At 62.5% G+C, this 21,574-nt stretch carries 8 protein-coding genes; 6 read left to right on the top strand and 2 right to left on the bottom strand.

The window, feature by feature from the left end:
• Positions 1-279 precede the first annotated feature (279 nt).
• Positions 280-1,914, bottom strand: a complete 1,635-nt coding sequence (locus LIX91_RS17070) for a PvdJ/PvdD/PvdP-like protein (protein ID WP_226488843.1) — start codon at positions 1,912-1,914, stop codon at positions 280-282.
• Positions 1,915-2,096: 182 nt separating this feature from the next.
• On the opposite strand from LIX91_RS17070, the gene pvdM reads away from it, so the two are divergent.
• The 6 genes from pvdM (at position 2,097) to LIX91_RS17040 (ending at position 12,617) form a co-directional block, all read left to right on the top strand.
• Complete coding sequence (pvdM, locus tag LIX91_RS17065; protein ID WP_226488842.1) at positions 2,097-3,491, top strand: pyoverdine-tailoring dipeptidase-like protein PvdM; 1,395 nt, start codon at positions 2,097-2,099, stop codon at positions 3,489-3,491.
• The gene (locus LIX91_RS17060) at positions 3,484-4,764 is read left to right on the top strand and encodes an aminotransferase class V-fold PLP-dependent enzyme (RefSeq protein ID WP_226488841.1); all 1,281 of its coding nucleotides are present in this window, start codon (positions 3,484-3,486) and stop codon (positions 4,762-4,764) included. Before pvdM ends, LIX91_RS17060 begins: the two co-directional genes overlap by 8 nt.
• A gap of 47 nt (positions 4,765-4,811) precedes the next feature.
• Positions 4,812-5,672, top strand: a complete 861-nt coding sequence (locus LIX91_RS17055) for a formylglycine-generating enzyme family protein (protein WP_226488840.1) — start codon at positions 4,812-4,814, stop codon at positions 5,670-5,672.
• Between the two features lie 68 nt (positions 5,673-5,740).
• Positions 5,741-7,417: a cyclic peptide export ABC transporter gene (locus tag LIX91_RS17050; RefSeq protein WP_003419851.1), complete on the top strand. Its 1,677-nt coding sequence runs from the start codon at positions 5,741-5,743 to the stop codon at positions 7,415-7,417.
• A gap of 306 nt (positions 7,418-7,723) precedes the next feature.
• On the top strand, positions 7,724-9,955 hold the full coding sequence (locus tag LIX91_RS17045; RefSeq protein WP_226488839.1) for a TonB-dependent siderophore receptor: 2,232 nt from the start codon (positions 7,724-7,726) through the stop codon (positions 9,953-9,955).
• Between the two features lie 250 nt (positions 9,956-10,205).
• The gene (locus tag LIX91_RS17040; protein WP_226488838.1) at positions 10,206-12,617 is read left to right on the top strand and encodes a TonB-dependent siderophore receptor; all 2,412 of its coding nucleotides are present in this window, start codon (positions 10,206-10,208) and stop codon (positions 12,615-12,617) included.
• A 326-nt stretch (positions 12,618-12,943) separates the two neighbouring features.
• On the opposite strand, the gene LIX91_RS17035 is transcribed toward LIX91_RS17040, so the two are convergent.
• Positions 12,944-21,574: an amino acid adenylation domain-containing protein gene (locus LIX91_RS17035; protein ID WP_226488837.1), complete on the bottom strand. Its 8,631-nt coding sequence runs from the start codon at positions 21,572-21,574 to the stop codon at positions 12,944-12,946.

Here is a 21,574-nt window from a genome sequence, read left to right as displayed (position 1 = left end):
ATCATGAACTGCATTCCCTCGCTGGAGCGTGAGGAACGATAATCTCAACTATCGTGCTGAAGCCCTGCGTCGGCCTGCACGGACAACTCATTATCGTGCGACGCTCTGCGTCGCATGCCTTTCTGGACGCTCTGCGTCCTCTTGCGCCACATCATCATGAACTGCATTCCCACGCTGGAGCGTGAGGAACGATAATCCCAACTATCGTGCTGAAGCTCTGCGTCGGTCACGGCACTACCAAGCAGGAGCGCAGGGAACGACAATCTCAACTGTCGCTCGTCAAAACCACCTCTCCGGCAACAGATTCCGTGCATACCACGGCCTGCGCGGCACACGGCGTAGCAGGTTGCTCAGTTTATCATCGGCCGCGAAGGTGATGCGCAGCGCCAGCTTCATGACTTCCGGGTCCATTTCCATGGTCGTGCCCGCCGCCTGACCCGGCACGGTACTGCAACCGTGGGTGCCCGGCCCCAGCCAGGGGTCGCTGACATTCACCCAGCGGCCTGGCGCAAACCACGGCACGCCGTTGACTTCCAGGCGCTTCACTTCGCCAGGATGAAAGCGCTCGTGGGCGCGGAACCAGTCCTCAATGCGGTCGTCAATCCAGCCATGGAACATCCAGAACACCGGGTTCACGTGCGATGAAAACGGGTCGGCGAGAAAGTCGTTTTCCGGCTCGAACCAGCGCTCGGCAAAATCATCCGAACGACGTGCCATCGGCACCGGCTGACCGTTGGCCGGGTCACGTGCCACTGAGGCCCAGCGCATGTGCAGCCAGTCGTGCAGTTCCAGTTCGACCTGCGAACCAAACTGGCCCAGGGTCAGCTTCGACAAAAAACGCGGATCGCGATACTGCGATTCCCAGACCTGAAAATGCGTATGAAACGTCTCGTGGCTTTTGATATCGCTGACCAGCTGTGTGTATTCCTCGTCACCATGCGCCAGCCAGTTGGGCGGCAGCGAACAACCGTCGTAATTGTCGAAATAGCGGGCAAAGCCCGGCCGGTCGCGCTCCAGCTCAGGCTGCGGCAGCGGAAAACGCGGCCAGGACGGCAAGTCCTGGATCCTGCGGGCCTGGATCAGCATGTGCCGGTGCATATAAAAGAAGTCTTCACCCGAGCCGTTGCGGTCCTTGTGCGGGCCACGCGCATCGCGCTCATGATCACGCGGCCCCGGCTGCCAGCCGATGCCACGCAGAGCGTCACGCTTGTCTTCGGGCAACTTGTGCCATTTGTCTCGCGAAGCATGCCAGAGCTGATGGAACAGACGATGCTCCCTGGACACCAGCCAGGCCAGAAACGGCGGGCTCAGACCGACCCTTTCCCGCGCCTCTGGAAACACCTGCTTGATCGCGATCAGACGGTTGTCCAGTTCCGGCAGGGCCAGCGGTCGGTCCAGACGTTCGATACGCCCGCTCAGGGTGCCACTGCCCGCGTTACCGAACGCGCCCCAGACTTCATCGAGGGTCAGGCTAAATTCGTAATCCGGGCTGTCGCTGTGCGCATCATTGCCGGCATGGCCGTCCATGACCCGCAGATAGAGTCTTGCGGCATTGGCCGGTTGCAGATCGCCAATCACCCGAAAACGCGGCAGCGCATCGCCGCGCAATTGCTCGGCCGTGTCGATATAGCCGCGCAGGCCGCGACCGCGCGGGGCGATGTCGAGAAACATTTCCAGGCCTTCGAGCGGCGCACCGCTCAGCCCGGCATCGCGCCCCTCGAAGCGCAGAGTCCACACACCGCGCAACTTGTCGGCCAGGCGCTGGGTGGCGGTATCGGCAGGCCCCGCCGTGGCTTCGCCCGGCGTTTCGGGCAGGTCGACCCGGGTGAGTTCCCGATGCGCGTAATACGCTGCCGGAACTGCCGCACCGGTCAGCGCCAGCCCCGCTATGAACCCTCGTCGAGAAATCGTCATTACCCTACCTGTTCCAGCCCCGAGACAGCCGTTATCCAAGCTAGAACGTAAACCCGGCAGACAAATTTAGCGCTGTACCCACATCCATGACCCCGCGCTAAATTTATCGGCGATCCGCTCGTTCTCCACCAGATAGCAACAGCCGTAGCAGGCTGCGCAACGGTTAACCACACGAGACGGAAATGACAAGACCGCGTTGGAAAAAAGCTCTCTTCATCGGCCTGCCGCTGGCCCTGGCCATTAGTGCAGGTACGGGCTTTCTGGCCTGGAATTACTGGTCGCCGGCAGGCTACCCGGTCAAGGTCATGCAACAGGCCGACGACCTGCAGGAGCGGATCATTTCCTTCGACAGCCACATCACCGTGCCGATGAAATTCGGCAGCGAGGGCAACGAAGCCGACAAGGACGGCTCGGGGCAGTTCGACCTGGTGAAAGCCGCGCGCGGACGCCTGTCCGGGGCTGCACTGACGGTATTCGGCTGGCCGGAAATCTGGAACGGCGACAACGCCCCGCACCGTCCGACACCCGGTTTCGTCGACGAAGCACGCCATCAGCAGGAAGTGCGCTACAAGATCATCACCGGCATGGTGCGCGATTTCCCCAATCAGGTCGGCATCGCCTACACCCCGGACGACATGCGCCGCCTGCACGGCGAAGGCAAGTTTGCGATTTTCATCAGCATGCTCAACGCCTACCCGCTGGGCAATGACCTGAGCCTGCTGGACCACTGGACCGCACGCGGCATGCGCATGTTCGGTTTCAGTTATGTCGGCAACAACAGCTGGGCCGATTCTTCACGTCCCCTGCCCTTTCTCAATGACACGCCCGACGCACTGGGCGGCCTGTCGGAGATCGGCAGGCAGGCCGTGCAACGCCTCAACGACCTGGGCGTGATCATCGACGTGTCGCAGATGTCGAGCAAGGCGCTGCAACAGGTCAGCGAGCTGAGCCGTACGCCCATGGTCGCCTCGCACTCGGCGCCGCGTGCGCTGGTGGACATCCCGCGCAACCTCAGCGACGAGGAACTGCAGCTCATCAAGCGCAGTGGCGGTGTGGTGCAGATCGTGGCGTTTCCGGCCTATTTGAAACCGCTGACCCAGAAAACCCAGGACAAGCTCAACGCGCTGCGCAAGGACTTCGACCTGACACCGCTGCCGAACCTGGCCATGGCGCTGATGCCCGGCGACCCGATCATCACCGTCTGGCCGGAACAACGCTTCGGCGCCTATGCCAGCAAGCTGTACGCGATTCTTGAGGAGGAGCCCAAAGCCACGGTCAAGGACTTCGTCGACGCCATCGATTACACCGTCCGCAAAATCGGCATCGACCACGTCGGCATCAGCTCCGACTTCAACGATGGCGGCGGCGTGAAAGGCTTCAACGATGTCAGCGAAATCCGCAACGTGACGGCCGAACTGATCGAGCGCGGCTACGCCGAGGCGGATATCACCAAGCTGTGGGGCGGCAATTTCCTGCGCGTCTGGGAGCAGGTTCAGGCTGCTGCTCGTCCGGATGTGAAGCACATGAATCGCTCAAACGCCGCTACCCGACCCTCAGGCGCAGACGCTCATGACTGATCGCAGAACCTTCCTCAAACAGGCCGGGCTGCTCGCGGCGGCCCTGCCCCTGGGCTCCGGTCTTGCAACGGCGGCCATGACGCCAGCCACTCAACCGGCCTCCACGGATAAATGGACGCGCCTGAAACAATTGTTCAATCAGGACCCGGACTACGTTCACCTCTCCAATTTTCTGGTCACCTCGCACCCGGTACCGGTTCGCCAGGCCATCGAACAGCATCGCGCGCATATCGACCGTAATCCCGGTCTGGCCATGGACTGGGACCTGGGAGAGACCGAGCGCCGCGAACACGAAGTTCGCGTCTGGGCGGGCAAGTACCTGAACGCCCAACCCGGCCAGATCGCCCTGACCGGCAGCACCACTGAAGGCCTGGCGATCATCTACGGCGGTCTCCATGTGCGCCCGGATCAGGAGATTCTGACCACCGAACACGAGCATTCCTGCGTCCGCGACATCCTCAAATTCCGTCAGCAGCGCGACGGCACGCAGGTGCGCAAGATTCGCCTGTTCAAGGACCCGGCTACCGTCTCGGCCGATGAAATCATCGGCTCCATCGCGCGCAGTATCCAGCCGAAAACGCGGGTACTGGGCATGACCTGGGTGCAGTCCGGCAGCGGCGTAAAACTGCCCATCGGGGCCATCGGCGATCTGGTCGAGGAACACAACCGCGACCGTGAAGACCGGGACAGCATCCTCTACGTGGTCGACGGCGTGCATGGCTTTGGCGTCGAGAACCTCGATTTCCCGGAGATGAAGTGCGACTTCTATGTCGCAGGCACTCACAAGTGGCTGTTCGGACCACGCGGCACCGGCATCGTCTGCGCCCGTTCGGAACAGGTCAAGGACCTCACGCCGCTGATCCCGACATTCTCGGAAGCCACCGGTTTCAGCACGATCATGACGCCCGGTGGCTACCACTCGTTCGAACACCGCTGGGCGTTGAACGAGGCTTTCAAATTGCACCTGCAACTGGGCAAGGCCGATGTGCAGGCACGTATTCACCAGCTCAACGGTTACCTCAAACAGCGCCTCAAGGCCCAGCCCAATGTCGAGCTGGTGACGCCCATGGACCCTGCGCTGTCGGCGGGCTTCAGCTTCTTCCGGCTCAAGGGCCAGTCGTGCGACGACGTGGCGGCCTGGCTGATGAAGCAGCGCATGGTCGTTGACGCGGTGAGTCGCGACGTCGGCCCGGTGGTGCGCGCCGCGCCGGGGCTGCTGAACAGCGAAGCCGAAATCGATCGTTTCATGACGCTGCTCGCCCGGCGCACCTGACACAAATGCACCGATCACCTGTTTTCCGTTTTCCATCGAGACCCGTCATGAAAAAAACACTGCTGCCCCTGTCCGCCCTGCTCGGCCTTCTGCTCTGCGACAGCGCCATGGCCGCCACGCCGGTACCCGCGCCCGGCAAGGTGTTCAAGGACTGCAAGGACTGCCCGGAAATGGTCGTGCTGCCTACGGGCACCTTCACCATGGGTGCGCCCGAAGAGGAACTGGGTCGTCAGCCGGACGAAGGTCCTCTGCATGACGTGACCTTCGCCAAACCCTTCGCCATCAGCCGTTTTCAGGTGCTGAGCGGCGAGTGGAACGCATACATCAAGAGCTCCGGCTACAAAATGCCGGACGGCGATACCCGACCAGGCCGCGAGTGCAAGGCCGGCACGCCGCGCTACCCGCTGAGCCCGCGTCAGCCTGCGGTGTGCATGGACTGGAACGAAGCCAAGGCGTATGTCGAATGGCTGTCGAAAAAGACCGGCAAGTCCTACCACATGGTCAGCGAAGCCCAGCGTGAATACGCGGCACGCGGAGGCAGCAAGGGCTCTTTCCCGTTTCCGATGGACGAAGGCAAGCCTTACAGCATTGCCAAACACGCCAACACCTACGGCCCGGAAGACGGCTTCAGCTACACGGCACCCGCTGGCAGCTACAGCCCCAACGATTTCGGCATTTACGACGCCCACGGCAACGTCTACGAATGGACTGCCGATTGCGAGACCAGCAACTACAACGGCGCGCCCACCGATGGCAGCGCATGGCTGGCCGGTGATTGCACCTGGAAGATGATTCGCGGCAATGACTGGACCGAAGCGCCGATTTTCTCGCGCTCCGGCAACCGCAACAGCCGCCAGCCGGATGTACGGGGTGACTGGCTGGGTTTCCGGGTCGCCCGCGACCTCTGACGGACTTCATGCGCATCCGGGGCCTGAACAAGCCCACGCCGCACTCACGGACACTGACGAGACACACCATGACCCGCACAACTGAAAGCCTCGCCCGGGAAACCCTGAGAATCCTCAAGCCATTCTGGTGGCTGGTGGCGCTGTCGACCGTGCTGGGGATTGTCAGCGGCCTGAGCGTGACCGGCCTGCTGGCCACCATCAACAACGCGATGAACATGCCCGGCGGGCCGGACACGCAGACCGCGCTGCTGTTCGCCGGGTTGTGTGTGCTGACCCTGGCGTGCTCGACCCTGTCCAACCTGTCGACCAATTACGTCGGCCAGCGAGTCGTCGCCAACCTGCGCCGCGAGCTGGCGGCCAAGGTGCTGGTCGCGCCCATTGAGCAGCTGGAACGCTATCGCGCGCACCGCCTGATCCCGGTGCTGCTCAACGACGTCAACACCATCAGCACCTTTGCCCTGTCGGTCGCGCCGATGGTGATTTCGTTTACCGTCACCCTAGGCTGCCTGGCCTATCTGGCCGTGCTGTCCTGGCAGATTCTGGCACTGACGGTGCTCACCGTGGTGCTCGGCACCGGCGCACAATACCTGGCGCATGCGTTCGGCATGCGCAGCATTCTGGCCGCGCGCAACAGCGAAGACGAATTGCAGAAGCACTATCAGGCGCTGTCCGCAGGCGCCAAGGAGCTGCGCATTCAGCGCAAACGTCGTCAGCACATGCTCGACGAAAAGATTCACGGGGCCACTGAACACATCTGCCGTTCGAACATTCGCGCTGCCAACATCTTCGTCAGCGCGGAAACCTTCGGTTCGATGCTGTTCTTTGCGGTGATCGGCATGGCCATTGCCTTTCAGGCGCTCTGGCCGACGACCGAAAAGACCGTACTGGGCGGCTTCGTGCTGGTGATGCTGTACATGAAAGGCCCGCTGGAGCGCCTGATTACTGCCCTGCCCGGCATCAGCCGTGCGCAGATCGCCATGCGCCGCATTGCCGAGCTGTCATGGAAATTCTCCAGCCCCGAACCGCACCTGCTGGTCAGTGACCGCCCGACGTCGCTGGCCAGCATGCACACGCTGGAGCTGCACAACCTGCGCTATGACTACCCGCCGGTCGAGGGCAGCGACGCCTTTCACCTCGGCCCGGTCGACCTGAGCATCAAACAGGGCGACATCGTGTTCATCGTTGGCGAGAACGGGTGTGGCAAGACCACGCTGATCAAGCTGCTGCTGGGCCTGTACACGCCGCAACAGGGCGAGATCCGCCTCAATGGCCAGGCCGTCAGCGCGGAAAACCTGGATGACTACCGCCAGCTGTTCACCACGATTTTCGCCGACTACTACCTGTTCGACGAGCCGTTGCAGGGCCAGGCCGCGCTGCCGCAGGACGCGGGCAAATACCTGGAGCGCCTGGACATCGCGCACAAGGTCAGGATCGAGAACGGGGCCTTCACCACAACCGATCTGTCGACCGGTCAGCGCAAGCGTCTGGCGCTGATCAATGCGTGGCTGGACGAGCGTCAGGTGCTGGTGTTCGACGAGTGGGCCGCCGATCAGGACCCGGCGTTCCGTCGCGTGTTCTACACAGAGCTGCTGCCGGAACTGAAGCAACAGGGCAAGACCATCATCGTGATCTCCCATGACGACCGCTATTTCTACGTCGCCGACCAACTGGTGCGGATGCAGACCGGGCAGATTCAGGTCGAACAGGTTCACAGCGAAACCCGCGATAAAACTATTCCGGCGTGATTCACCCACGCCTTGAACGCCCCGCCCGGTACGTCCGTGAGCGGGGCTTTTTTTTGCCTGGCTGCTCCGCGCCACGCTCAATTGCTAGCCAAGCGCCATCTTTTTTCGTGGATTGTGAAAAAAACATTAAATAAACGTTATTCGCTTTCGTTCTCATTAACAGCGAATTGCGCGCCCAGCCATCTCTCGCGCAGCGCCTCATAAAAAAGTAGCTCACGCCTGCCCGGTCGACGGCTGGACCCGACTGCGCAGACCTGAACGACGCCCCCAATCTCCTTGCCGATACTCACTGGAAAGAGCCAATTCATGCACAACCCGTCACGACTCACCCCGCTCAGCAAAGCGTTGATGCTCAGTCAGATGTTCCGCTCCCGGCCATCCATGGCGGCCATGGGTCTTGCGCTGTGCATGCCGGTGGCCGGCCAGGCACAGGAAACTGTCGCAGACGATTCGAACACGACGGGCACGGTCAATCTGGCCCCGACCGCAATCGACTCGCATTACCTGGGCACTAGCACCGACGGCACCGGTTCCTACACCACCGGCGCAGTGAGTATCGGCAAGGGCGCGCCACAATCGCTGCGCGAAACGCCGCAATCGGTGAGCGTGGTGACTCGGCAAGTCATGGATGACAACAACCTCACCAGCCTCAGCGACGTGCTGGAAGACACTCCGGGTATCACCTTCCAGTACCGCAACTTCGGCGGTCACGTGTACACCTCGCGCGGCTTCTCGCTGCTGGCGGAAAGCTTCCTGGTCGACGGCATTGGCGGTCAGGGCTATCAGATCACCGGCTGGATGCAGCCCGACATGGCGATCTACGACCGCGTGGAAGTGCTGCGCGGCGCGTCAGGGCTGCTGGTCGGTGCCGGTCAGCCCGGCGGTGCGGTCAATCTGGTGCGCAAACGCCCGACCGCCGAGAACAAATTTTCGATCACCACCCGCGCCGGCTCCTGGGACCAGTACCGGATCGACCTGGATGGCAGCGGCAAGCTCAACGATTCCGGCACCCTGCGCGGGCGCATGGTAGCGGCCTACGATGACAGCGGCTCCTACCTGGACGGTCGCGACAGCCGCACGCCGCTGCTGTACGGCATCGTCGAAGCCGACCTGAGCGATGACACCACCCTGACCATGAGCCTGCGTCGTCAGGAACAGGTCATCAACGGCTACTCGATCTATGGCCTGCCGCGCTACAGCAACGGCCAGTCGCTGGGCCTGTCGCGCTCGACCAACCTGGCGCAGAAGTGGAACCGCCATGAAAGCGACATGACCGAGGTGTTCACCGAAGTCGCGCATCGCTTCAATGAGGACTGGACCAGCCGGACGTCGTTGACCTATTCCCAAGGTGGCTTCGATCAGAACATTGCCTTCGCACGGGGCGCAGTGAATCCCGTGACGCTGGCGGGCTCCAACTTTCAGGGCACGCTGTTTCGCAAGGACGAGGTCGACAGCGTCGGTCTGAACAGCCAGCTGGAAGGCAACTTCAACGCGTTCGGCCTTGAACATCAAGTGACCCTGGGTGCCGATTGGTCGAAGCAGGACGCCAACACACATCAGGCGACCGTGACCAGACGCACCGCAGTCAACGTTTTCGACGTCAACGAGAATGCGTTTGCCAAACCGGCCCGTCCCGCTTGGCAAAATGACATCGACACCACCGAAGAACGCGCGGGTCTGTACGCCAACACGCGCATTCACCTGAGCGAACCGTTGAGCGTGGTGCTGGGCACGCGCCTCAGCTGGTACGACTACAAGTACGACGTCAAAACCGGTGCGGCAAACAGTTACGAATCCAAGCAGACTCAGGAATTCACCCCGTTCGCCGGCCTGATCTATGACATCAACGACAGCTGGTCGTGGTACGCCAGCTATGCCGACATCTTCACGCCACAGGCCAACTACGTCACCGCTGGCGGCTCGCCACTGGACCCGGCCATCGGCTCCAACTACGAAACCGGCTTCAAGGGCGAGCTGTTCGACAAGCGCATGAACCTGTCGATGGCGCTGTTCTATATCAAGCAGAAAGATGTGGCTGCCGTTGATGTGAACACCACTGAACTGTGCCCTACCAGTTCCGACGGCTCCTGCTACCTGCAGGACGGCATCAGCCGCAGCAAGGGCGTCGATGTCGAGGCCAGCGGTGAAGTGCTGCCGGGGCTGCAAGTGTTCGGCGGCTACACCTACAACATGCTGCGCAACAACGGCGACTCGGATGTGGCTTACGAAACGCCGAAACACATGCTGCGCCTCAACACCAGCTACAACCTGCCGGGTGCCTGGAACCGCCTGACCCTGGGCGCTGGAGTGTCGGCGGATTCGGGTTACGAAGTGCCCTACGACAAAGCACTCGGCGTGGCCGGTCGGGCCATCTGGGATGCCAGGGCGTCGTGGAAACTGGACGAAAACTGGAAGGTGTCACTCAACGCCGAAAACCTGTTCGACCGCAAGTACTACACCACCTCGATCGCCACCGACCGCTCCAACGTCTACGGCGAACCGCGCAGCTACGTCCTGACCTTGCGGGGGGATTTCTGATCTAAGCTCAGCGTTATGGAAATCCCTGTGGGAGCGAGCTTGCTCGCGAAGGCAATGGTTCAAACGCCCTGATTTCAGGGACTGGACAGGCCTCTTCGCGAGCAAGCGAAGCGTTGATCGCGCGGCACGGCACCATCGTGCCCATGCCCCGCGCGGAGCAGCTTCGGTTCGTGATACAGCGCTCTGCACGCGACCGGGCTGCCGTAAATGCATTATCCTTCGCCATTGATCTCAACGAGCCATCCCTCCCATGCAAACATCCTCCAGCCGTCTGCGCACAGGCCGCGTGAAAACGCTCGGCCTGCGTCTGGGCGGTGTGGGGTTGTTGCTGGTGTTGAGTGTTCAGGGACAGGCACTGGCAGAGGAATTCGAGTTCGATATCCCGGCCCAGACCCTGAGCAGTGCGCTAAAGGAATTGGGCCGCCAGTGCGATCTGCAAATCCTCTATAACCCCGACGACCTGAACGGCAAGCTCAGCAGCCCGGTGCATGGCAGGCTGACGCCCGAACAGGCAGTGGCCGACCTGCTGAAAAAAGCCAACGTAGCGCACAGTCTTGAAGACAACACCCTGACCCTTGGCGCGGCTGCCTCCGCACACACCATGAATCTCGGGCCGGTGGCGATCAAGGGCGACTCGTTCGGCATCACCACCGAAGGCAGCGGCTCGTATGCGGCCACTGGCGTGAGCATCAACAAGACCGCTCAGTCGCTGCGCGAAACGCCGCAGTCGGTCACCGTGATGACCCGCCAGGTGATGGACGACAAAAACCTCACCGGCCTCGACGAAGTGATGGCCCAAACACCCGGCATCACCTTTTCCCAACGTAACTTCGGCTCTCATGTCTTCAGCTCTCGAGGCTTCGCGCTGGAGGACGAGAGTTACATCATCGATGGCGTGGCCGGACAGGGTTACAGCGTGACCGGCTGGATGACCCCGGACATGGAAATCTACGATCGCGTCGAAGTGCTGCGCGGCGCGGCCGGTCTGCTGATCGGCGCGGGCAACCCCGGTGGCGCGGTCAATCTGGTGCGCAAGCGCCCGACCGCCCTGCCGCAGTTGTCGATCACCACCCGCGCAGGCAGTTGGGACAACTACCGGGTCGACCTGGATGGCAGCAGCAAACTCAACGAGTCAGGCAGCATCCGCGGGCGTTTTGTAACGTCCTATGAAGACCGCGGCTATTTCACCGATGGTCTGCAGAAAACCGCACCGTTGCTCTACGGCATCCTGGAAACCGACCTGAGCGAAGACACCACCCTGACCCTGGGCGTGCGCCATCAGAACGCGGACACCAAAGGCTTTTCGATCTTCGGTCTGCCCCGCTACAGTAACGGCAAGGCCATCGACCTGCCGCGCTCCACGTCGCTGGCCCAGGATTGGAACCGCCACCAGACCCGCACCGACGAAGTGTTCAGCGAGCTGGAAACCCGCTTTGACGAGAACTGGAGCGGCACACTGTCAGCAACCCACTCCGATGGCGCTTTCGATCAGAAGGTCGCCTACGCACAGGGCGCTATTGATCCGGCGACGCAGAGCGGTTCCCGACTGGTCAGAACCCTGTTCCGCTCGGACGATATCCATAGCAATGGCATCGACGTGCACCTGGACGGCCGGTTCGACGCCTTTGGCCTGACTCACCAGTTGACCGTCGGCGGCAACGGGTCCGAGCAGAAACGCGAGTCGCGCTATGCCACGGTCAACGCCAATCAGCCGCTGGCTATCTTCAACCCCGACCACGACGCGATTGCCGAACCTGCGCGCCCGGCCTGGAGCAGCACGGACTACAGCGACAAGCGCTATGGCGTCTACAGCAACCTGCGCCTGAGCCTGACAGAATCCTTGAGCCTGGTGATGGGTGGCCGGGTCAGCAGCTATGACTATCAGACCACGTCCGCAGGCGTGACCCGTCGCGCGCAGGAGGACAACCAGGTCACGCCGTTTGCGGGAGTCATCTACGACCTCAACCGGGACTGGTCGTGGTACGCCAGTTACACGGATATTTTTCTGCCGCAAAGCGCCTATCGAACCGCATCAGGTACGCTGCTTGATCCGGCCATCGGCGCCAGCCATGAAACCGGAATCAAGGGCGAGCTGCTCGACAAACGTCTGAACGTGTCACTGGCGCTGTTCTATGTGAAGCAGAAGGACGTGGCCGTCGAAGATGATGCCAATGCGGGTCAGTGCCTGAGCAATGATGCCTATGGGACCTGCTACCTGAACGGTGACATCCGGCGCAGCAAGGGCATCGACATGGAAGTCAGCGGCGAGCCGTTACCGGGATTGCAGACTTTGGCCGGGTACACGTTCAACATCACCCGCGGTAGTGACGGGCAATCGATTTCAGCAGAAACACCCCGGCATATGCTGCGCCTGACCAGCCGCTACACCCTGCCCGGCGCCTGGCGTCGGTTGACGGTCGGCGGCGGGGTTTCGGCGCAGAGCGGCTACTCGGAACACGAGTCGACCCAACCCATCGATAACGCTGGCCGGGCCATCTGGGATGCCCGGATCGCGTGGAAAATCGACGAACACTGGTCGGTGGCGCTCAATGGCAACAACCTGCTGGATCGCAAATACTACAAGGCCACCGGCGACATCGACCGCGGTAACTACTACGGCGACCCGCGCAACTACGTCCTGACCCTGCGCGGTGATTTTTAAGCGACGCTCGCGCCGCGCACTCTAGAGCGGACACCTGTCGTCCCTCGCACTCCAGCCCGGACACCTATCGTTCCTCACGCTCCAGCGTGGGAATGCCGTTCGTGACGCTCTGCGTCACACCAGCTACGCCGCACCACGCACTCAAGAGAGGACGCAGAGCGTCCAGAAAGGCATGCCCACGCTGGAGCATGGGCACGATAGTGTTCTTCAGGACGCGTATCGTCCCTCACACTCAAGCCCTGACACCTATCGTCCCGTACGCGCCAGCCCAGACGCCTATCGTTCCTCACGCTCCAGCGTGGGAATGCCGTTCGTGACGCTCCGCGTCACACCAACCGCTCGGCAAGCCCCTGCAGAAACGCTTCCGCGATCACCAGGTTGTCGTGTCGTTGATCGATCGTCGTCGAGCTGCGCAGTCCGTTGACCGAGCATTGTTCCAGCAGCACTGCTTCGGCCTTGGCAATCTGCCCCGGTTTGCGGCTTTGCCCTGCCCACCAGCAATCGGCCTGTACATTGAGGGTCTTCAAGGTAAACGCCTGGCTGAGTTTTGCGTTGGCTTCCAGCAATGTGTAACCGGTTTCAATTTCGTCCTGCACCGCGATGTCCTGGAACATGCTGCGCAGGCTGTCGACGTTCATCGCGTGTTGCAGCGCGATCTGCTCGATCACTCGATCAATCACCTCACTCTCCCCGGTCACCGACTGCCGGGCCGTTTCGATCAGGTCGACAATGGTTTGCTCCTGCAAGCCCGGCACAAAGGCCTGCAGGCTCTTGATCAGGCTGCGGTAGTAGTTTTCGCCCTGCTGCTGCGTGGTGACGTGCGGCTCTTCTTCGACCCATTGCATGCCGACCGATGCCGGTAGCTGGGTGTCGACCAGCCCGAGAAAGCTCACAACCTCGCCAGCACGCTCCAGCACATGCGCGACCTCGACGGCCAGCGCGCCGCCCATCGACCAGCCCAGCAGGTTGTAAGGCCCGTGCGGCTGGGTCATGCGGATCTGTTCGACGTAGTAGTCGACCATGTCCTGCCACGACGTATCGAACCAGCCCGGCACCACATAGGCCTTGTTGACCAGCCCGTAAACCCTTCGGCTGTCGCTCAACCTGCCCGCCAGCGGGTAATACGAATAGGTGCCACCACCGCCCGGAGGCAGGCAGAACAGTGGCGCATGCGCCGAGCCATTGGCGTTCATGGCGATGACCGCCGATTTGACCCTGGCTTCATCGGCGCGCATGAAATCGGCCAGTTCGCCCAGGGTCTGCAGCAACAGCAAGTCATGCAGCTTGATGGAGATATCGAACGTCTCGCGAATCCTGCCCACCAGTGAAACCGCCAGCAGCGAGTGCCCGCCCAGGGCGAAGAAGTTGTCATTGAGCCCGACCCGTTCGACGTGCAACACCTGCTCCCACAACGCAGCAAGGCGTTGCTCGAATGCGCTGCGCGGCGCCACATAACCCTGCTGTGAACGGGCCACGTCCGGTTTCGGCAGAGCCCTGCGATCCAGCTTGCCATTGGCGGTCAGCGGCATCGAATCGATAAATACGAAGTAGCCCGGCACCATGTAATCCGGCACGTGAGCCTTGAGATGGGCCTGCAGACGCTCGCGCAGAACGTCCGGCGCCTGAGCGGCATCGGTCGGCACCAGATAAGCCACCAGTTGCTTGCCGGACGGCCCGTCGATGTCGATCACCGTGGCTTCGCGCACGGCGGCATGCTCATGCAGACGCGCTTCGATTTCGCCCAGCTCGATGCGCAAGCCGCGAATCTTCACCTGATGGTCGATACGCCCGGCATAGTCGATAACGCCCTCTTCGCGATAACGCGCCAGATCGCCGGTGCGGTACAGCCTGCCGCCGCCCTGCTCGTCGAACGGGTCCGGCACAAAGCGCTCGGCCGTCAGCGCCGCACGGTTGTGATAACCCCGCGCCAGACCGACGCCACCCAGGTACAACTCCGCCGCCACGCCCTGTGCAGCAGGCAGCAGGCCGTCGTCGAGGATGTGGGTTTTCAGGTTGTCGATCGGTCGCCCGATCGGCAAGCTGAGGATGTCATCCGTGCTGCAAGTCCAATGGGTCACGTCGATGGCCGCTTCGGTCGGGCCATACAGGTTGTAAAGACCCGCCTGCGGCAGCCGCTTGAGCACCTGAGCGGCCAGCTCGGCAGGCAGTGCTTCGCCGCTGCATACCACTCGGCGCAGCGTGTTGCAGCTTTCCACCTGAGGATGAGCCATGAACGCCTGCAGCATCGACGGCACGAAATGCAGGGTCGTTATCTGATGCTCGCGGATGGTCTGCACCAGCCGCTCGGGATCGCGATGATCGCCCGGCAGCGCGACGGCCAGACGTGCGCCGGTCATCAGCGGCCAGAAGAACTCCCAGACCGACACGTCGAAACTGAACGGCGTTTTCTGCAGAACCGTGTCGCTGCCATCCAGCGCGTAAGCCTTCTGCATCCAGTGCAGACGGTTGACCAGCGCACGATGGCTGTTGCCCGCGCCCTTGGGTTTGCCGGTCGAACCCGAGGTGTAAATCACATAAGCCAAGTTCAGCGGGTGACTCAGGTTGACCGGGTTGGCAGTGCTGTAACCTTCCAGCCAGTCGCCGTCCTGATCCAGGCACAGACTGTGTACCTGCGCAGGAACTGGTAGGCGTTCCTGCAACGAAGCCTGGGTCAGCAGCAAGCCAATCCCGCTGTCCTGCATCATGTAAGCCAGCCGATCTTCGGGATAATCCGGGTCCAGCGGTACATAAGCGCCACCTGCTTTAATGATCGCCAGCAGACCGATGACCAGTTCCAGACTGCGCTCGACGCAAATCCCAACCAGCACGTCCGGGCCGACGCCCGACTCACGCAGGCGATGCGCAAGCTGATTGGCGCGGGCGTTGAGTTGCGCGTAGCTCATCTGCTCGGCGGCGAAAATCAGCGCCGGCGCGTCCGGCGTGGCGCGCACCTGGGCTTCGATCAGGCTGTGCAGGCAGTCCTCGCTCGGGAAGTCTGCGGCTGTGGCGTTCCACGCGCGCAGCACATGCTGCTGCTCGTCGTCGTTCAACAGCGCCAGTTCGCCAAGCGCCGCCTGTGAGTCATGCGCCAGCGCCTGCAGGACCTGCTGAAAATGCGCCGACAACTGCGCCATGTGTTGCTCGCTGAACGCCTGACGGGCGTAACTGAAGCGCAACGACAGGGTTTCACCGAGATTGACCACCAGCGTCAGTGGGTAATGCGTCTGCTCCTGCGTATGCAGACCGCCGAACACCAGCCCCGGCGGCGCCGCCTGTTGCAAGGCTTCGGACACCGGGTAGTTTTCGAACACCAGAATGGTGTCGAACAGCGCCTCGCCAGCGCTGCGTGCCCAACGCTGAATCTCGTACAGCGGCGTGTGTTCGTGCTCTCGCAGGGCGATATTCTGCGCCTGCACCTGTTGCACCCACTCCGCCACCCGTTGCTCGGCACGTGGGCTGGCGATCACTGGCAGGGTATTGATGAACAGCCCGAGTTGCTCCTCGACACCCGGCAGATCCGCCGGACGCCCGGCCACGGTTGCGCCGAAGGTGACGCTGGACTGCCCCGTGTAGCGTTGCAGCACCAGCAGCCAGGCCGATTGCACCAGCGTGTTGAGGGTCACGCGCTGCTCGCGGGCAAACTCGCTCAGTTGCCGGGTGTTCTCGGCGTCGATCGAGTGCAGGTAATCACCGTGCCCCTGCCCATTCTCAGGCGTCTTGAAGGCCTGCACCAGCCGCGTGGGCTCATCGAGCCTGGCCAGCTGATCGGCCCAGAAACGCTCGCTGAGACCAGCATCCTGGCGCTGCAACCATTCGATGTAGTCGCGATAGCGGCTGACCTGCCTCGGCAGTGTCTGGCCGCTATAACGCTGCAGCACTTCACCCAGCAGGCGTGAGCTGCTCCAGCCATCCATGAGGATGTGATGGCTGGTGTAGATCAGCTGATGGCTCTGCTCGCCGGTGCGCAATACGGCCAGGCGTAGCAACGGCCCGTGGGCCAGATCGAAACCCTGCTGGCGGTCGGCATTGGCCCATTGGTCGATCCAGCCGGACGACTGCGCTCGGGCATCCAGCTCGAAAAAAGGCATGCGCACATCACGCAAGACCACTTGCAGCGCTGGCTGCAGATGGCTGATGAAAGCGCTGCGCAGCACCTCATGAGCATCCAGCGTAGCCTGCCAGGCGGCGCGGAAACGCGGCACGTCCAGACCGCTGACCTCGATGCGCATCTGGTTGATGTAATTGCCCGCCTCCTGCTCGAACAGGGTGTGGAACAGCATACCCTGCTGCATCGGTGCCAACGGGTAGAGGTCTTCGATCTGCCCGGCAGCTATTGGCAAACTGCTCAGCTGCGACTGGCTCAGGCGTGCCAGCGGAAAGTCCGACGGGGTTACCCCCGCCACGCCTTCGGTGGTGCAATGGGCAATCAATTGTTGCAATTCGGCGGCGTAATCATCGGCCAGGCGCTGCACGGTCTCGCGCTCGAACACCGCGCCACTGAAGATCCAGCTCAGGCGCAGCTCACCGGCGTAAACCTGACCGTTGATGCTGATTGGTGCAGCCAGCGGCGCAGCGGCACTTTGTGAGGCTCCGCTGCTGTCGGCCGAAGGAGTGAACAGTGCTTCCGGTGCGTCGAAGCTGCCGTCGAACTGCCCCAGGTAATTGAACACGATACTGCCCAGCGGCAGGGCTTGCAGGGTCTGCCGCGCCGATTCGCGGCCCAGGTAGCGCAACGCGCCGTAACCGATGCCCTTGTCGGGCACTGCGCGCAGTTGCTCCTTGATGGTCATGATCGAATCGGCCAGCGAGGCCTGCGGGGTGAGCCTGACCGGGTACACATTGCTGAACCAACCCACCGTGCGGCTCAGGTCCAGTGCGTCGAACAGGTCTTCGCGACCATGGCCTTCGAGACGAATCAGTGCATGGGGCTGCGCGGTCCAGCGGCTGATAACCCGCGCCAGCGCGGTCAGCAGCAGGTCATTGATCTGCGTGCGGTAAGCCGCCGGGGCGTCCTGCAGCAGTTGCCGGGTCAGCTCGCTGTTCAATTGGGTGACCACCGACAGCGCGTGCTGCTGTTGCTGGCCGCCATGCGGATGATCACACGGCAAGGCATCGCTGACGTCCTGCAATTGCGCCTGCCAGTAGCCCAATTCCTGCTCCAGCGCCGGGCTTTGCGCGTAGGCCTGCAAGTGCTCGGCCCAGCTTTTCAGCGAGCTGGTTTTCGCCGGCAGCAGCGCTGGCTGACCTGCTGCCAGGGCGATGTAAGCCTGTTGCAGGTCTTCCAGCAACACCCGCCATGACACGCCGTCCACCAGCAGATGATGAATCACCAGCAGCAGGCGCTGTTCACCTTGCGGCAGGTTGATCAGCACGGCACGCAATAGCGGTCCGTTTTTCAGGTTCAGGCTGCGTTGCGCCTCGTCGGCCAGCTCAGGCAGGCGCTCGATGCTGTCCAGCTCATGGGTCCAGAGCAGCTCGCGAGTGTTCGGCGCGCCAAAGGTGGCCAGCCATTGGCCATCCTGTTGGGAGAAACCCAGACGCAGTGCGTCGTGCTGTTCGACCAACGCCGTCAATGCTGACTGAAGATGAGCAGCCTCCAGCGTTTGCAACGGCTTGAGCATCAGCGCCTGATTCCAGTGCTGACGCTCAGGGATGTCCAGCTCGAAGAAACACGCCTGAATCGGCAGCAACGGTAACGAACCGCTGATCTGCTCTGCTACGGCGGCGGACTTCTTTTCAATCAGTTTCGCCACCGAAGCCAGTTGGCCGATGGTCTGTTTTTCGAACAATTGCTTGGGGCTGAGCTTGATGCCCTGACGCTTGGCGCGGGCGATGATCTGCAGACTCAGGATCGAATCGCCGCCCAGTTCGAAGAAGTTGTCGGTGCTGCCGACCTGCTCCAGTTTCAACACATCCGCCCACACGGCGGCGAGCTTTTCCTCGATCTCGCCGACCGGCGCGGTGTAACGCTGTTTGACCACGCCAGGTCTGGGCAAGGCGCGCTTGTCGAGCTTGCCATTGGCGGTCACCGGCAGACGCTCCAGGAGCATGATCTGCGCGGGCACCAGATACTCCGGAAGGCGCGCCGCCAGTTGCTCACGCAGTTTGTCGACGTTGAGGCTCGTGCCGGCTACCGCCACGCAATAGGCCACCAGTTGCAGACGTGTTTCATCGCTTTCCAGCGGCTGCGCCAGCACCACGGCTTCGGCGACGTTTTCCAGGGTTTGCAGAAGCTGGCCGACCTCGCCCGGCTCGACCCGGTAACCGCGGATTTTCACCTGATCGTCAGCACGGCCGAGGTATTCCAGCACGCCATCCACCCACCGCGCGCGGTCGCCTGTACGGTACAGGCGCTGACCGTTGGCGTCCGGGTCCGGCACAAAGCGTTCGGCGGTCATTGCCGCACGGCCCAGATAACCCTGCGCCAGCCCGCGCCCGCCCAGATACAGTTCACCGGCCACCCGTTCGGCCACCGGGTTGAGGTAGGCATCCAGCACCCGCGCCTTGCCGTTGGCCAGCGGCTGACCGACCGGCACACTACGGCAGGCACTGAGGTGCCCGGCCACTTCGTAGGTCAGGATGCCGACCGTGGTTTCGGTCGGGCCGTAGTGGTTGATGATCCGGCAGCCCGGTTTGAGCGCACGCACCTGCTCGATCAACGCCCAGGCGCTGGCCTCTCCACCCAGAATCAGCACCTTCCCAGGCAGCACGTCCGCCGGGTTGGCGGCCTGCAGCAGGCCCTGCAAATGGCTGGGCACGATTTTCAGCACGTCAACCTGATGCTCGGCCATATAACGCGCAAAACCGTCAGGGTCGAACGCCTGTTCGTGAGACAGCAGGTGCAGCGTCCGGCCGGACGCCAGCGCACCGAACAACAGCGTGTGCCCCAGGTCGGCAGCGACCGTCGACACCATCGCCATGCTCGCCCCGTCGTTCAACGCCAGGCGCTCGAGCACGCCCTGCACATAGTTGGCCAGCGCGCCGTGGCTGATCACCACGCCCTTGGGCTGCCCGGTGGAGCCGGAGGTGTAGATGATGTACGCCGCTTGCCCGGGCAGCACCCGAACGTCCAGCGTCTGGCTGTCGACAGCGGCCAACAGTGCAGCATCGAACGCCAGCGCCGGGCACACGCCCAACCGCGCGGCCTTGTCGTCTTCGGGCGCATGCACCAGCAGCACCGCGCCGCTGTCACGGACCAGTTGCTGCAGGCGCTCGGCCGGTTGCGCGCTGTCCAGCGGCAGGTACACCGCGCCCAGTTTCAGCAGCGCCAGCAGGCTGACCACCCATTCCACAGAGCGGTCCAGGCACAGCGCGACGGTCATGCCCGACTTGATGTCCTGGGCGTGCAGGTAGCGGGCGAATTGGTTACTGCGTGTCTCAAGCTCGTCAAAGCTCAACACCTGCTGGCCCACACGCAACGCAGTCTTGCCACGACCGGCACGCAGGCCCTGTTGCCAGAGGCTGAGAAAATCGGTGCAGGCAAAGTCCTGGGTTTGCTCGGCGACCAGCGACGATACCGCGTGTGGAAGATCGGCCAGACGCCGGTCGGTGTCCGAAACCAGTGCGTGCAGCACGCTGCGCAGCGCGTCGGCGATACGCTCGATGGTCTGCACTGCGAACAGGTCGGTGGCGTAGGTAAAATAACCGCGTATCCCGTTGGGCGTGTCGGTGAAGTCAAAGGCCAGGTCGAAACGCGCATCGCTGCTGCCCATCGGGAACTCATCGACCGTCAGGCCCGACACGCGCTGCCCGCTGCCATCGGCCGCCAGCACGTGCTGATTGATCTTGAACTGGAACAGCGGGTTGTGGCCCGGATTGCGCTCCGGTGCCAAGGCATCCACCAGATGCTCGAACGGCAGTTCCTGATGCGACTGCGCGCCCGTGACCACCTGTTTGACCTGATCCAGCAGCTCGGCAAAGCTCTGCCGCTCGTCCACCTGCACACGCAGCACCTGAGTGTTGATGAAAAAGCCGATCAGCCCTTCCAGCTCGCTGCGTGTGCGCCCGGCATTGGGTGCGCCGATGCGGATGTCGGACTGTCCGCTGAAGCGCGACAGCACCACCGACAGCGCCGCCAGTGTCACCATGAACAGGGTCTGGCCGTTGTTGCGCGCCAGGCTTTTCAGTTGCGCGGAGAGTTGCTGCGGCAGGTCGACGCGCACACTCGCACCGCGATGGCTGGGTTGCAGCGGACGCGGATGATCCAGTGGCAGGCTCAGCAACGGATGTTCGCTGCCCAGTTGCTGTTTCCAGTAGTGCAACTGCCGCTCGCCCTCCCCGGCCTCCAGCCAGGCGCGTTGCCAGATCGCGTAGTCGGCGTACTGAATCGCCAGCGCAGGCAACGGCACTGGCTGCCCCGATACCTGCGCCTGATACAACTGCACGAACTCGCGAATCAGCACTTCGCCGGACCAGCCATCGGACACCACGTGATGCATGCACACGGTCAGTACGTGTTCGCTTTCACTCAACTGAAACAGCTTGACCCGCAGCAGCGTACCGCTCAACAGATCGAAAGGCTTTTGCAACTCGGCGCGCACCTGCTGCTCGATGTCTGCGGGCGCCACCGACGCGAACTCGAGGGCGACCGTGGCCTGCTCGAGAATCTCCTGATAGAACACGCCGTCCTCTGAAACGAAGCGGGTACGCAGGGTTTCATGACGCTGCACCAGCAGGTCCAGCGCCGCGCTCAGGGCCTGACGGTCCAATGCCCCATTCAGACGCACCGCCATGGGCACGTTGTAGGCCGCGTTGCCCGGCTCCATCTGCCAGAGAAACAGCATGCGCTGCTGCGCGTAGGACAGCGGGATACGCGCTGCGGCATGCCGGGTCACGGCGATGGGCAGCAGTTTGAAGCTCTGTCCGGTCTCGTGCATCTTGGCGAGGATCTGCCGGCGCTGTTCGACGGGCAAGCCGACGAAACGCTGGGCGATACGCTCTGCTGCAGACTTGTCCAT

The sequence above is a fragment of the Pseudomonas sp. B20 genome, assembly GCF_020515755.1.
Lineage (GTDB): Bacteria > Pseudomonadota > Gammaproteobacteria > Pseudomonadales > Pseudomonadaceae > Aquipseudomonas > Aquipseudomonas syringae.
The sequence above is the reverse complement of the archived record's forward strand: the minus strand, read 5'-3'. Positions and strand labels throughout refer to the sequence as shown.